Origin of the sequence: Herbaspirillum camelliae, from assembly GCF_001929405.1 — a bacterium.
GTDB classification, from domain to species: domain Bacteria; phylum Pseudomonadota; class Gammaproteobacteria; order Burkholderiales; family Burkholderiaceae_D; genus Herbaspirillum; species Herbaspirillum seropedicae.
In genome coordinates, this window is the sequence record NZ_KV880769.1 from 4,628,177 (window position 1) to 4,642,684 (window position 14,508).

Genomic DNA, 14,508 nt, shown 5'->3' on the forward strand with positions numbered 1-14,508 from the left:
GGCCTGATTTGATGCGGAGCAGTAAAGTAGCACCTGTCTCCTCCAATTTCCTCCTAAAGAATTGGATTCAAGCCCACACCGCAAGGTTGTGGGCTTTTTTTTCGTCCCTATCCATGCGTAGCCGGCTGAGGGGTCTGCGCCCCTCCTCGCCCCTTGCCCGCTGCGCTATCAACGCAACTTCCTGCGCCTCAACCACGCCAGCAAGCGCTGCGGCTCATCGGTCTGGATGATGCTCACACCTTGCGCAATGAGCTGGCCCCACACCTGTTCCGGATGATCCACGGCCACCGTATCGAGGTACGGCCCCGCCAGGTCCATGGGGCGGCCGCTGTCGATATCCAGCGCCATGGTATTGACCAGCATCCGCACCGGCCTGCCCTCCACAGCCTGACCAGCTGTCCCGACCACGGTCGGATCACGGAAGATCAACTGCAAAACCGTCGGTTCCTGCTGCGCCATGGCCTGCAGCTGGGTGCTACGCGACGACGCCCCCGTCTTTTCGTCGAAATACAGCGTCTGCACCGCAATGCCCAGGGAACGCGCCCAGGCCACCTGTTGCGGGTCAACCCCGGCATTGATATTGAGCAGCACGTCGCGCGCAGTATCGGTCTCCAGGATGGCCGCGACCATCGCGCCGATATCGGCAAGCTTCACATCCAGATTGAGCACGATGCGGCCGCGCGCCACGGCCAGCGCTTGCTGCAGCGTCGGCACCCGGCGCGATGTCAGCATCGCACCCTGGCCGCCGCCGCGCGTGTACAGCCGCAGGTCCTGGATCTGCGCCAGCGTGAGCTCGGCCACCGCGCCGCGTCCATTTGTGGTGCGGTCCACGGTCCGGTCATGCATCAGCACCAGCGCACCGTCGCGGGTGGTGCGCACGTCGATCTCGCCGATGTCGATACCTTCGGCGATGCAGCGCCGGATGCCGTCCAACGAATTCTCCGAGGTCTCGGTCCAGCAGCTACGGTGCGAAGACACCAGCACGGGGCCGGTGGGCGTGGTCAGCGCCGATTGGCGCCAGGTGAGGGAATCGGCGTGGGCTGGGTCCATGAGCAGGCAAAAGGTGCAGGTGGCGACAATGGGGAAAATGGCGAAAAAGCGTCCAAGAGAAGGCATGAGATCTTCCTGGTAGATGAAGGAGGGTAGACACGGGCTGCACTCCCGCAGCCCGCGCAGCAAGGTCTAGCTGGCAAAGAAGGATGGACGACCCGTTTCCACATGGCCCGCCAGGCGGCGCGCAAAAGCGGGCCGGTCCTCGGCCTGGACCAGCAGGTCGTACCAGTGGTGGCTGCTGGCCAGCGGCCAGCGTTCTGTGGCCGACTGCCCCGGTGCGAGCGTCACGGTGCGCGTGGCCTGGCCGTGCGCCTGATCGCGCAGCACCAGGCGCAGCGCCTGCCGGCCCGGATTGAGCAAGGCCAGCACCAGTTCGCCGCGTTCGCCGTCATGGCGCGCCTGCACCACCGGCTCCACCCCGCCCCCACGCTCCAGGCTGCCGCGCAGCTCCCGCAGGAAGCCGTTGGGGCCGTACACCTTGAGGTCATAGCCACCCACAGGCCCGACGCCGCGCCATTGCGCCGTGAGCGACTTGCCGGGTTGCACCGTGAAGGTCTGGTAACGCTCGCTCTCCTGCCGCGCATAGACCTGGTAGACCACGCCAGCCTTGCCGGGATTGAGGAAATCGAGTTGCAGCGCCTCCTGATCCGGCACGGCCCGGTCATCCACCGCCAGCACGTAGGGCAAGGCCCGCGCCGGCCGCATGCCGCGCTCCTGCTGCGGCATCGTCGGGCTGGACGGGGCGACCGGCGCCGGCAAGCGTGCCTGTGCATCCGACAGGGCGCGGTAGGCCGAGGTATCCGGCAACACCGGGCTGGCTGCATCGCGGCGGCTGAAGTCGAAGGCCGAGGTGAGGTCGCCGCACACCGCGCGCCGCCAAGGGCTGATGTTGGGTTCATGGACGTCGAAGACCTGCTCCAGGAAACGGATCACCGAGGTATGGTCGAACACCTCCGAACAAACATAGCCGCCCTTGGACCAAGGCGAGATCACCATCATCGGCACCCGCGCCCCCAGGCCCGCGGGCAGGTCATCGGCCGGATTGACGTAGTCGCCCTTGCGGTGGAATTCAGCACTCGTCTCCACGGTCGACAAGCCCTGTCCGGCATGCAGCGGCGGCGTGGGCGGCACGACGTGGTCGAAGAAACCATCGTTCTCGTCGTAGTTCACCAGCAGCACCGTGCTGCTCCAGAGCGTGGGATTGGCGGTGAGCACGTCGAGCACCTGGCTGATGTAATGCGCGCCATAGCCCGGCGTGCGATCGGGATGCTCGCAACTGAGCTTGGGCGGCATCAGCCAGGACACCTGCGGCAGGCTGCCACTGTTGACGTCGCGCGCCAGGTCGGCCAGCGTGAACTTGCTGCAGGCCTTCTGCCACAGCGGCGAATCGGGAGCGGCGTTCTGATACTGGGCAAAGAAATACTGCAGCACATTGAAGTCGCTGGGGTAGTCGCCGTGGTCCTTGTGCAGCTCCTCGGTCCCCTGGTAGACCTTCCACGAGACGCCATGCTGCTCCAGCCGTTCCGGATAGGTGGTCCAGCCGAAGCTATCGGCCCCACTGCGGCGTTCGCCCGGCACGCCCGACCAGTTGCCGGTGCGCGGCTGGAAGGTCATCGGGCCGCCCGCCCTGCCCTGCAAGTCGATGCCGCCGCTCATCAGGTGGAAGCGGTTCGGATTGGTCGACCCCAGCACCGAGCAATGGTAGGCGTCGCAGATGGTGAAGGCATCGGCCAGGGCGTAATGGAAAGGCAAATCCTCGCGGGTGAAGTAGGCCATGGTCACCGTATCCTTCTTGGCCTCGATCCACTTGTCGTAGTTGCCGCGGTTCCAGGCGGCGTGCTGGTCCTTCCAGGCATGCGGCAGGTTGCCGCCGGCGCGACCGGCGCTGGTGGTGGCCATCTCCATGCGGTACGGGAGCACCAGCCGCCCCTGCCCATCGCGCTGATGAAACACCGGGCTGCCGTCGGGCAAGGGACGCGGGATGGGATCGGCAAAGCCGCGCACCCCCTTCAGGCAGCCGAAATAGTGATCGAAGGAGCGGTTTTCCTGCATCAGGATGACCACATGCTTCACGTCCTTGATCGTGCCCGTGGGCGACGAGGGTGCTACCGCCAGCGCCTTGCGGATGCTGGCCGGCAAGGCCGTCAGCGCCAGCGCCGCGCTACCTGTGCGGGCGGCGCTTTTAAGGAAATGACGGCGGTCCTGGGATTTTCTTTTCATGGGCGAATCTCGCAATCCTTGTTGTCTCAATCTCAGTTCAGGCTGAAGCGCAGTTCGACCTCGCCCAGCACCGGCTCATCGGTGCGCGAGAACTTCCATTGCATCAGCGCCTTGGTCGCGGCCTGGTCGAACAGCTTGGCCGGCTGGGCGCGCACGATCTGTACGGCGCTGACCGATCCATCTTTCTCGATGGTCAGGTGCGCCACCACCACGCCCTCGGTATTGCTGGCCAGCGCCTTGGGCGGATACTCCGGCTCGACCCGCCGCAGCGGCACCAGACCGCGCCGGATCTCGCCGGGTTGGGCCTTGGGAGCAGGCGTGGCCGCCACCGGCGGCGCGCTGGCGGCGGGAGCAGGCGGCGACGGCGGGCTCGGCACCACCGGCGCAGGGGCATCCTGGGCAGGGACGTTCGGGGCCGCCGTTACCGGCGTCGGCTTGGGTGTCGGCGACGGTTTGGGCGGCGTGGGCTTCGGCGGCGGCTTGGGTGTCGGCGGCGTGGGCGCTGGCGGCGCCGGCAAGGGCGGAGCCTCGGCGATGGTCACCAGCTTCATCACCTTGACCGGTTCCGGCACCGGCTCAGGCGGCTGCGCCTTCGGCCAGGCCAGCAGCACGATGGCGCACTCCACCGCCAGCGCCACGCCAACGGCCAGCGGCCAGCGCAGCGCGCTGCCGGCAGGAACGGCGGGCGGCGGCTCCTGCCAGGAAGAAGACGACGGGCCAGACAGCGGCAGAGTCAGGGAATGACGCATATCGACCTCAATGCTTGGCAGCGATGCCGATGTCTTCGACGCCGGCAGCGCGCGCCACATCCATCACGTGCAGCAGGTTTTCCAGCGACACGTCCTTGTCGCCGGCCACCAGCACTTCCAGCTTGGCGGTCTGGGCGCGTTCCTTCAACTGGGCTACCAGCGCATCATGCTCGAGCGGCTTGCCTTCGAAGAACATCGCACCGGTCTTGTCGACCACGATGGTCAACGACTTGCTGGGCAGCGTAGCGGCGCTGGCGGCTTGCGGCACGTTGATCTTGAGCCCGCTCACATCGATCATCTTGAGCATCGTCACCATGAAGAAGATCAGCAGGAACATCATGATGTCGATCATCGGGATGATCTCGATATGCGGCTCATCGGACTGCAGGTAGCGGGTGCGGCTCATGATGCGGCTCCCGCATAGGCCACGTCGGCGGTACGCTTGGGCGCGGGCTTGCCCTGCCCGGCAGGATGCGCCTCGGCGTTGTGGCGCAGCACGACGGCCTCTTCCAGCAGGCAGTGCTGCTTGATGAAGACCAGCTTGATCAGGTCCAGCTCCAGCAGGGCCAGGCGCACCCGCTTGGAGAAATAGCTGTTGGCCGCCACGCCGGCGATGGCCACCAGCAAGCCGCAACCCGTCGCCAGCAGGGAATGGCCGATGCCGTTGGTGACCGCCCCGCTGCTGCTGCCGGCGGTGCCCAGGACGTTGAAGGATTCGGTGATGCCGATGATGGTGCCCAAGAGACCAATCAGCGGCCCCAGCGTGATGGCTGCGCCCAGCAGCCACAAGGCCCGGTCCAGTTCCGGCATGGTGCGCACGATGGCTTCGTCAATGTAGCGGTCCATGGCCTCGCCCGTGGCCAGCGCACGCGACTCGACCGCCGCATGCAGGGTCGGCCCGAACACGGTTGCGCGGTAGCGCTGGGCGATGTCCTGCAGGGCGGCATCGTTGCGATGATCAGCGCGCATGAGCGCCTGGTCGATCTGCTTGCCCGACGGCAGGCAGCGGGCAAAGAAGATGAAGCGCTCGACCGAGACGGCCAGCACCACCAGCAATAGCAGGGCCAGGACGGGAATGATGCCCATCGATTGGCGGCTCAGTTCCAGGAGTTGTTCAAGATTGGACATGGCAGTTCCTTACAGGGGGAGGTACGAAGGGTGAGTCAAACAAAACAGGGGCGCATAACGCGTCACAGGTCATAGGTCCTTGGGGCTGTAGTTCAGCCCCACCCAGATCATCCGGCCCATGGAGAAGGTGTCCTTGAGCAGGTCCTTGTTGGGACCGGTCACGCTGGTCACGGGCGAATTGGTCAGGTTGGCCACCTCGGCAAAGGCGCGCCATCCATGGCCCAGGTCATAGCGCGCCTGCAGGTCGATCTGCTTGCGCGCCTGCCAGTAGACGTCGCGGCTGGCCAGGCTGGAATCGACCAGGCGCAGGCTGCGGCCGGTCCAGTTGTAGGCCGCCGAGACATCCAGCTTCTGGTAGTTGTAGAAGACCGTCAGGTTGCGGATCTGGTCCGGCTGGTTGACCAGGTTCTGGATGGTGCGGGTGCCGCCGTTACTGGCAGCGGCATTCAAGCGTCCATCGAAGAAGCTCAGGTTGGCGCTGAAGCCCAGACCTTGCAGGGCCGGACTGATCCAGCCCAGCGAACCCTGCACGTAGCTCAGTTCCACCCCGTTGATGCGGGAGCTGGAGGCATTGACCGGCTGGCTGATCGAGGCCGCACGCGTGGCGCCGTTGTAGAACAGGCTGCCTTGGCTGGACAGGGTATAGATCTCGTTCTTGATCTTCTTGTTGAACAGCGCGACCGACAGCAGGCTGGAACGCGGCAGGTACCACTCGGCAGAGGCATCGAGGTTGGTCGATTCACGCGGCTTGATGTCCGGATTGCCCTGGGTCACGGTGACCGAACCATCGGTGTTCTGGTTGATGGTGGTGTTGGGCGCATAGGCGTCGAAGTTGGGACGGCCAATGGTCTTGCTGGCGGCCAGCTTGAGCTTGACGTCATCGGTGGCACTGAAGATCAGGGAGGCCGCCGGCAACAGATACTTGTAGCTGGAGTCCTTGGTCTGTGACGCCCAGGTGGTGGTGCCATTACTGACATTGCGCACATTGCCAGTGGTGGAATGGTTGGTATTGTCCTGGCGCAGACCGAACAGCCCGCTCCATTGATCCGTGCGGTAGGACGCCATCGCATAGAGCGCGGCGGTCTGTTCGCTATGCGAATAATTGCTTTGCAGGCTGTTGACGCTGTTGCCGCTGCTGGCCGCAATCTGGCCCTGGTTGGCCGCGAACTGCTGCCAGGCCTGGCCGCCGTTGACCAGGATGAAGGGCAAGCCGCCGCTGTAGGGCATGATGGTGCTGGAGACCGACCCGTTGCCAGCCAGCGTCAGGCCGCCGGAAGTCGGGAAATACTGGTTGTTGACGTAGTCATAGCTATGCTCAAGACGCCGGTAATCCACGCCCACGCCGGCGCCCAGGCCGCGTGCATCCTGGTCCATGTTCCAGCGGTAATCCAGCTTCACGTCGCCGACCTGGTCATCGATCTTGACCATTTCCTTGCGCCAGTAATAGGCCTGCCAGTTGTTCAGGTTGGTGAAGTTGGAAGGATTGTTCAGCGCCACCGACGGCTCGAAACCGGAGGTGTTGTAGCTCATGCCCAACGCATTGGTGCCGCTGAGTACAGGCGCGGAACCGGCGCCGGGATAGGCAAAGTTGGCGAAGATGTACTTGGCCAGTTCGCGCGGCTCGCGATGCTTGGCTTGCGAGAAGGACGAGCGCAGCGACAGCACCTGACTGTCGTCCAGCTTCCAGTCCAGTCCGCCCTGCAGCACCGAGGTGGTGCGCTTGATGGTCGAGGCGGCATAGCCGGCCTCGGCCTCGCCGAGCGCGAACTGTCCGCTGGTGGGCGTCTGGTTCTGGACCGGGTTGTTGCCAGTGCTGCGGCTGTCATCGATGAAGGTCTCGTTGCGCAGGATGTGGGTGGAGTCGCTGTTGTAGCCAAAGCCCACGAAGCCGTTCAGATCCGGCGTGAAGCGCCCTTCCAGCTTGGCATTGAAACCACTGGTCTCGCTGTTCTTCAGGTGTTGCCAGTACTTGAACTGCTGCGGCACCGGGAAACCATTGCCGGTATTGGGGCCGCCCGAGGAGGCCGGATTGGCGATGCTGCCGTTGGCGTTGTAGTAGTTGTAGAAGATGTTGTCGGTGGTCATGTGACCGATGGAGACCGTGTTTTCCTTCTCGAAGTTGGCCGAGATCACATAGCCGAAGCGCTGGTCCGGACCAAAGGTATTGCTGAAGGTCACATCCGATTTCTTGGCCAGCCCTTCCGCGCCCGAGGCCACCTTGCCCGTGCCGGCGGCATGACCGACTGCGCCGGTGGCGCTGAAGGTGGGCTTGCCGCCATTGTCGAAGGCGCTACGGCTGACAATATTGACCGAGCCGCCCACGGCATTGGGGTCCATGTCGGGCGTCCAGGTCTTGAATACCTGGACTTCCTTGACCATCGACGCCGGCAGCATGTTGGTGCGGGCGCTGCGGGTGGTCTGGTCGACCGACGCCATGGGCGCGCCGTTGATGGTGACGTTGTTGTAGCTGCCATCCAGGCCGCGGATGGCGATGAACTGGGCCTTGTCACGTCCGTTCACGTTGTCCGGATTGAAGGTGACCGATACCCCAGCCACGCGCCGAACCACATCGGTCACCGTGGAATCGGGCAGGCGCTCCACCTGTTCCCGGGTCACGCTGTCCATGACGCGGTCTTCCACCTGCTTGCCCGCCACCGCCGCACTGGTCTGGCTGCGCTTGCGCGTGACGACCACGCTGTCGAGGCGCTTGACGCTGCCCTCCTGCGTCGCACTGCCCGGGGTGGCCTCCCCCGCCGGCGTCTCATCGGCGGCCTGCGCCAGCAGCGGCAGCACCGACAGGATCGCCAGGCTCATCAATGTCAATGACAAACGTCGGTAATGCTGACTCCCACTACGGTAAGACATGGTATTTCCCCTGAAAACGAATCGTGGCAAGAAGGCATGCGCAGCCGGACCGGCTATGGCGACCGGATGCGACGCCGGTTATCATGAATAGAACGTTCTAATTTCAGAAAGAAAAAAATGGCAGTCTTTACAAGAAGTCTCTGCCATTATTCTTTTTATGCAACTTTTCCTTCGTTGCTTTACATTGGAACGTTCTAATAGACTCGTATTTTCTCCAAGATTTATGACCCCGTGATTACATCCAGCCCCCTGTCGCAAAAAACATATTTGGCCGCGATCCGGTCCGGTAGCGCCTGGCCTCATATATGATTGCGCAGCCCGGCCTGCTCTCTTGGCCGGGGCATTTCGACGCCGACCTGCCATGACCCCGACCCTGCCCCACCTGCACCGATCACCCTTGACCTCGTCTTCACCGCTTCGTCTGTTCCAGCCATGAGCCGCCTCACCATCAAGGACGTCGCCAAGGCCGCCGGCGTCAGTTTCCAGACGGTCTCGCTGGTGCTGAACCACCCCGAGAAAGTCGCTCCCAGAACCCGCGAGCTGGTGCAAGCGGCCATTGACGCGCTCAACTTCATTCCCAATGTCGCCGCCCGTTCGCTGCGCAATATCTCCACGCGCACCCTGGCCTGCGTGATGTTCAACGGCTCTTCCTACGACGAGCGCTCCGAACGCACCCAGGACACCCACTATCACAACGTCGTGCAGACCCTCACCCGCGCCGCCGACCGCGCCGGCTATACGCTCTTGCAGCGCAACCTGATGCGCGAAGACGAGGCCTCGCTGGTCTATGTGCGCGACCTGTTCCTGGCCGGGCGCATCGACGGCATGATCGCCATGGTCAACCGGGCCGGCAATCCGGTGGTGAGCGAACTGCATCGGCTGGGCTATCCCTGCGTGGTCTACGGCATGGCCGATCCGGCCTGCCATCACGTCGTGCAGTCGGACCGCCAGGCTGGACTGGCGGTAGTGGAACATCTCTATCGCAGCGGCTGCCGCCGCATCGCCCTGGTCACCGGGCCGCAAAAGGATCACCAGCCCGGCAAGTCGCGTGAGGAAGGCGTCCCCACCTCCAGCGAGGCGCGCTATTTCGGCTATCTGGATGGGCTGGAAAAATGCGGCCTGACGCCACGCCCCGAATGGGTGGTCACCGGCGACTGGTCGCTGGAGAGCGGCTACCGCGCCGCCGCCCAACTGTGCCATCAGGCCGAGCGCCCGGACGCCATCTTCCTGGGCAACGACCGCATGGCCCTGGGCGCGCTCAAGGCGCTCTACGACCTGGGCGTGAAGGTGCCGCATGAGATCAGCGTGGTCGGGTTCGACAACATGCGCTATGACGACTTCAGCATCCCCGCGCTCACCAGCGTGGATGCGCCCATGCTGGAGATGTGCGAGTTCGCCGTGAAGCTGCTGCTCGAACGCATCGAGCAGCGCCAGGAACAGCGCAGCCAGCCCACCGATCCGGCCTCCACCCAGGCGGCGCTGGTGCAGAAGATGTTTTCCACGCATCTGGTGATCCGCGACAGCACGCGCCCGGTCATGTGAAGAATCATCGCCACCACGGCCGCCCGCGCAGCCGCTCCACACCACCGGGCTTGATCAGTCTGATACTCGGGCTGCTCCTGCTGCTGGCCATCCCGCGCGCGCAGGCGGCCAGCTTCGAGTTCTGGAGCAGTCACGCCGGCGCCATGGCGCAAGCCGTCAGGCAATTATGTGCGGGCTTCAATGCGGCCCAGCAGCAGCATCAGGTGCGATGCGTCGTCCCCGGCACCTACGAGCAGACCATGCAGAAGACCATCGCCACCTATCGCGCCGCGCAACAGCCGGCGCTGGTGGAGATCTACGATGTCGGTACGCTGGACATGATGCTGAGCGGCGCCATCGTGCCGGTGCACCAGTTGATGGCCGACCACGGCTATCGCGTGGACTGGCACGATTATCTGCCCGCCATCCGCGGCTATTACACCGATGCCCAGGGGCAGTTCGATTCCCTGCCCTTCAATGTGTCCACCGCCGTGCTCTATCTCAATACCGACAAACTGCGCCAGGCCGGTATCCGCACCCTGCCCGCCACCTGGCGCGAGCTGGAGCAGACCGCGCGGCAACTGCGCGCCGCCGGCCAGACCTGCCCGCTGGTGAGCGACTTCAATCCCTGGATCCTGCTGGAACAGGTCAGCACCATCGAAGGCGCGCCCCTTGCCGACCATGACAACGGCCACCAGGGTCTGGCCGCGCACTACCTGTTCGACCAGGGATTGCACCTGCGCTTCATGCAGCAGCTCCAGCGCTGGCACCAGCAGCACCTGCTGGTGGAAGCCGCCGCCACGCGCACCGGGCGCCATACGCTGGCCTTCACCACTGGCGAATGCGCCATGCTGTTCGATTCCACCAGCGCCTGGCACGCCATCGCCCGCAGCGGCTTGCCGCACGTGGCGGTCCGGCCCCTGCCTATCCATGCCGACGGCCAGCGCCACAACAGCGTGCCGGGCGGCGCCTCGCTGTGGGTGATGAAGGGATTCGACCGCCAGGTCTATGCCGCCGTGGCCGCCTTCATCGCCTATCTGCAGCAGCCGCAGAACCAGCGCCTGCTGGCCCGGCAGACCGGCTACCTGCCCGTCACGCGCCAGGTGGCGGCGCAGATCATGGACGATCCTGACCACTATCCAGCCGCGGTCGTGGCCGGCATCCATTCCCTGGACGCCGCCAGCCAGCCCGGCGTCGGGCCGCGCCTGGGCTTCTTTCCGCAGCTGCGCCTGGCCTGGACCGAGCAGGTGCAGATGGCGCTGTCCGGCCAGCAGGACATGGCCCAGGCCCTGTCCAGGGCGCGCCAGCGCGGCGACGCATTGCTGCAGCGGTTTCGCCTGACCTATGCGGGGCCCGACCCGGCTCCATCACGTTGACAACCGAGAACATGGACGCCCGCCCTGCCTTCCCTGCCCGCTGGTTTCCGCTGCTGCTGGCCACGCCGCAGATGCTGATCGTGTTCCTGTTCTTCCTGTGGCCAGCGGTCAAGGCCATCGCCTGGTCCTTCTATCTGGTGCGTCCGTTCGGCAATGGGTCGCGCTTCGTCGGGCTGGACAATTACCTGCGCATCCTCACCGATGACAGTTTCTATGCCTCCCTGCGCGCCACCCTGGTCTTCACCGCCGGCAGCACCTTGCTGGCCGTGACCATTGCCCTGGCGCTGGCCGCTTGCCTGGAACTGGACGTGCGCGCCAAGCGCCTGTTGCGCAGCATCTTCATCTGGCCCTATGCGGTGGCCGGGGTGGTGGTGGGGATCGTGCTGAAGGTGCTGATCAATCCGGTCACGGGCCTCTTGGCCTTCCTCAACCAGCTCTGGCCGGGCGTATGGGCGCCGCATCTGATCGGCACGCAGGCTATGCTGGCGCTCATTGCCGCCTTTGCGTGGACGCAAGTGCCCTTGAATTTCATCCTGTTCTCGGCGGCCTTGCAGCGCATTCCGGTCGATCTGATGGGCGCAGCCGCCATCGACGGCGCCGGTCCATGGCGACGCTTTATCGACATTCAGTTGCCGATGATCGCACCGGCCCTGCTGCTGGCCGGCGTCATCAACGTGATCGAAGCATTTACCCACGGCTTTGGCCTGGTCGATGCCCTCACGCAGGGCGGCCCTGGCCGCAGCACGGCCATCCTCGCCTATCAGATCTATTCGGATGGATTCATCGGGCTGGACCTGTCGGGTTCCTCGGCGTTGTCGGTCGTGCTGATGCTGTTCATCGTTGCGCTGACGCTGTTGCAGCTGCGCTTTTTCCGTCAGGGAGAAGGACGATGGTAGAACGTCACCCGCGCATGACCGCGCTGGCCTACTGCGTGCTGGGGCTGGGTCTGCTGCTGGCCCTGGGGCCGATGTACCTGATCCTGTGCTCGGCCAGCGTCACCAGCCAGGCGTGGATCAGCCAGGGCATGCCGCTCACGCCCGGTACCGCGCTGCTGGAGAACCTGCGCGAGGTGACGCAGCGCATCGACCTGTGGCGCTATCTCTTCAACAGCCTCCTGGTGGCCAGCCTGGTCGTGAGCGGCAAGCTGCTGCTGTCTTCCGTGACGGCCTTCGCAGTATCGTATTTCAGGCCACGCTGCCGGGGACTGATCCTGGTCCTGTTGTTCAGCGCCCTGCTGCTGCCGCTGGAGGTGCGCATCGTGCCGACCTACGCCGCCGCCTCGGATCTGCTGGAACCACTGCGCAGCCTGCTGCGAGCGCTGGACCTGTCCGGCCAGCAGGCAGTGCCCTCCATCAGCCTGGTCAACACCTATGCAGGGTTGTCGCTGCCGCTGGTGGCCTCGGCCACCGGCACCTTCCTGTTCCTGCAGTTCTACCGCACCATCCCGCCCGAACTGGTGGAAGCGGCGCGCATCGACGGCGCCGGTCCTTGGCGCTTCTACGTCGACATCCTGCTGCCGCTGTCGAAGACCAATTTCGCGGCCCTGGGCGCCATCGTCTTCATCAGCACCTGGAAAGACTATATGTGGCCCCTGGTCATCACCAGCCACGAGCAGATGCGCACCATCACCCTGGCCATGGCCAGCTTCCTGCCGGTCGAATCCGGCCAGATGCCGCAATGGAACCTGCTCATGGCCGCCGCCCTGGCCGCCATCGCCGTTCCCGCCGTGTTCGTGGTGGCGGCGCAGCGCTGGTTCGTCAAGGGCATCGTCGGCACCGAAAAATGATAAAGGCCCGTCCGGCAAGGACGGGCCCTTCTTCACGTCAGCGCCAGCGGGGATCAGGCGCGCAGTTCCAGTGCTTCCAGCAGCATCTCGGCGACGCGCTCGGACGACTGCGGATTCTGCCCGGTGATCAACTGGCCGTCGCGAATGGCGAAGACCTGCCAGTTGTCGGTCCCTTCGAACACGCCACCCAGTTCACGCAAGCGGCTCTCCAACAGGAACGGCACCACGCTGGCCAGGCCGACTTCGCGCTCTTCGGCATCGGTGAAGGAATTGACCCGCAGCCCCTGCACCATGGGCTTGCCATCGGCGCGCACCGCCGAGACCAGACCAGCCGCTCCGTGGCAGACCGAAGCGACGAACTTGCCGCCGGCATAGGCTGCCTCGACGATGGCCTTCACATTGGCGTCGCCCGGCAGATCCCACATGGTGCCGTGGCCGCCGGGGAAGAACACCGCATCGAAGCCCTCCACCGTCAGTTCGCCCAGCGGGCGGGTGTTGGCGATGACTTCCTGCAGTTGGGCATCGGCCAGCATGCGTTCGACGATGGCGTCGTTTTCGCCACGCGGCTTGACGCTGCCCGGATCGATCGGCGCCCGGCCGCCTGCGGTAGAGGCCACCACCACCTCGGCGCCGGCATCGACCAGGGCGTAATAGGGGGCGGCCAGTTCCTCGGCCCACAGGCCCGTGGGCTTGTCGGTGTCCCCCATGCGGCTGCTGGAGGTGACGATCATCAGGATCTTGGCTTGACTCATGTTGTTTCCTTTCAGAAAGGGAGATCGGGAGGCCGAAAGACTTGCCTTGGCAAGACGTCGGCAGCATGAGTGACACTTTATTCACTTCGCTCAAGCAGATAAACTGCCTTCCCATCAATTCATTTATTACATCAGTGAACAAATGCGCAGTTTCGACCCCGTCCAGCTAGGCAGTATCGAATTGTTCTGCAAGGCCGCCGAACTGGGCAGCTTCACCGCCGCCGCCGAAGCGCTGGGCCTGACCCCGGCCTCGGTGAGCCGCTCCATCAGCCGCCTGGAATCCCGCCTGGGCGTGCGTCTGTTTGCCCGCACCACGCGGCAGATCCGCCTCACCCGCGAAGGCGAGCTGTACCGCGACCAATGCCAGCAGGCGCTGGAACAGATCGCCGACGCCGAGCGCATCCTCACCGGCCAGCAGAAGGTCCCCAGCGGGCTCTTGCGCATCAGCGTAGGAACGCCCTACGCCCATTACCGTTTGCTGCCCTTGCTGCCGCGCTTCCAGCAGGCCTATCCGCAGATCGAGGTGGAACTGAGCATTGCCAACCGCGTGGTGGATTTCGTCGAGGAAGGCTATGACCTGGCCATCCGCCTGGGGGTGCCGCCCGATTCCCGCCTGATCGCCCATACGCTGGAAGAGGCCACCCTGGGCCTCTTCGCCGCCCCCGCCTACCTGGCCCGGCGCGGCCAGCCGCGCAGCATTGCCGAGCTGGAACAGCATGATTGCATCCAGTTCATCCTGCCCAGCAGCGGACGCGCCATGCCCTGGATCTTCAAGGACGCCCAGGGGCGCGACATGGATTTCCACTTCAAGAGCCGCCAGCGCATCCATGATGACGTGCTGGGCTGCGTGAACTGGGCCATCGCAGGCGGTGGCCTGTTCCAGATCTATCATTTCATCGCCGAGGCCGCCGTGCGTCGGGGAGAGCTGGTCGAAGTGCTGCAGCAGGCCGGCTATCGCACCCGCCGCTTTTCCATCCTGTATCCGCACAACCGGCATCTGTCGGCGCGGGTGCGGGCGTTTGTAGAATTCCTGCGACAAGCCGTGGCCAGCCCTTAGC

At 64.7% G+C, this 14,508-nt stretch carries 12 protein-coding genes; 5 read left to right on the forward strand and 7 right to left on the reverse strand.

Translation table 11 applies throughout. The features are described from left to right. Window positions 1–168: 168 nt before the first annotated feature. From BGK68_RS20675 to BGK68_RS20700, 6 genes are all read right to left on the reverse strand, one after another. Window positions 169–1,116 carry a glycerophosphodiester phosphodiesterase family protein gene (locus BGK68_RS20675; protein ID WP_233149370.1) on the reverse strand — a complete coding sequence of 316 codons (948 nt, stop codon included), beginning with the start codon at window positions 1,114–1,116 and terminating at the stop codon, window positions 169–171. Window positions 1,117–1,182: 66 nt separating this feature from the next. Further along, window positions 1,183–3,273, reverse strand: a complete 2,091-nt coding sequence (locus BGK68_RS20680) for a phosphocholine-specific phospholipase C (RefSeq protein ID WP_075258625.1) — start codon at window positions 3,271–3,273, stop codon at window positions 1,183–1,185. Between the two features lie 32 nt (window positions 3,274–3,305). Beyond that, window positions 3,306–4,022: an energy transducer TonB gene (locus tag BGK68_RS20685; RefSeq protein WP_198937239.1), complete on the reverse strand. Its 717-nt coding sequence runs from the start codon at window positions 4,020–4,022 to the stop codon at window positions 3,306–3,308. Between the two features lie 7 nt (window positions 4,023–4,029). Further along, the gene (locus tag BGK68_RS20690; RefSeq protein WP_069374130.1) at window positions 4,030–4,428 is read right to left on the reverse strand and encodes an ExbD/TolR family protein; all 399 of its coding nucleotides are present in this window, start codon (window positions 4,426–4,428) and stop codon (window positions 4,030–4,032) included. Next, window positions 4,425–5,150: a MotA/TolQ/ExbB proton channel family protein gene (locus BGK68_RS20695; protein WP_075258626.1), complete on the reverse strand. Its 726-nt coding sequence runs from the start codon at window positions 5,148–5,150 to the stop codon at window positions 4,425–4,427. The genes BGK68_RS20690 and BGK68_RS20695 overlap by 4 nt, the downstream gene beginning before the upstream one ends. 69 nt (window positions 5,151–5,219) lie before the next feature. Further along, complete coding sequence (locus BGK68_RS20700) at window positions 5,220–7,964, reverse strand: TonB-dependent receptor (protein ID WP_233149371.1); 2,745 nt, start codon at window positions 7,962–7,964, stop codon at window positions 5,220–5,222. A gap of 483 nt (window positions 7,965–8,447) precedes the next feature. Here BGK68_RS20700 and BGK68_RS20705 point away from each other — a divergent pair, with 483 nt between their 5' ends. The 4 genes from BGK68_RS20705 to BGK68_RS20720 are packed head-to-tail and all read left to right on the forward strand — an operon-like array spanning window position 8,448 to window position 12,698. Continuing rightward, window positions 8,448–9,557 (forward strand): LacI family DNA-binding transcriptional regulator, encoded by a 1,110-nt coding sequence (locus BGK68_RS20705; protein WP_075258628.1) that lies wholly within the window; start codon window positions 8,448–8,450, stop codon window positions 9,555–9,557. A gap of 50 nt (window positions 9,558–9,607) precedes the next feature. Then, window positions 9,608–10,912 (forward strand): extracellular solute-binding protein, encoded by a 1,305-nt coding sequence (locus BGK68_RS20710; protein ID WP_233149372.1) that lies wholly within the window; start codon window positions 9,608–9,610, stop codon window positions 10,910–10,912. 11 nt (window positions 10,913–10,923) lie between these two features. Next, window positions 10,924–11,808, forward strand: coding sequence for a carbohydrate ABC transporter permease (locus BGK68_RS20715; protein ID WP_075258630.1), 885 nt, complete (start codon window positions 10,924–10,926; stop codon window positions 11,806–11,808). Next, complete coding sequence (locus BGK68_RS20720; RefSeq protein ID WP_075258631.1) at window positions 11,802–12,698, forward strand: ABC transporter permease subunit; 897 nt, start codon at window positions 11,802–11,804, stop codon at window positions 12,696–12,698. The genes BGK68_RS20715 and BGK68_RS20720 overlap by 7 nt, the downstream gene beginning before the upstream one ends. A gap of 53 nt (window positions 12,699–12,751) precedes the next feature. Here the strand turns inward: BGK68_RS20720 and BGK68_RS20725 are convergent, their stop codons facing one another. Beyond that, window positions 12,752–13,450, reverse strand: a complete 699-nt coding sequence (locus BGK68_RS20725; protein ID WP_075258632.1) for a type 1 glutamine amidotransferase domain-containing protein — start codon at window positions 13,448–13,450, stop codon at window positions 12,752–12,754. Window positions 13,451–13,592: 142 nt separating this feature from the next. Here BGK68_RS20725 and BGK68_RS20730 point away from each other — a divergent pair, with 142 nt between their 5' ends. Beyond that, the gene (locus tag BGK68_RS20730) at window positions 13,593–14,507 is read left to right on the forward strand and encodes a LysR family transcriptional regulator (RefSeq protein ID WP_069374137.1); all 915 of its coding nucleotides are present in this window, start codon (window positions 13,593–13,595) and stop codon (window positions 14,505–14,507) included. Window position 14,508 lies beyond the last annotated feature (1 nt).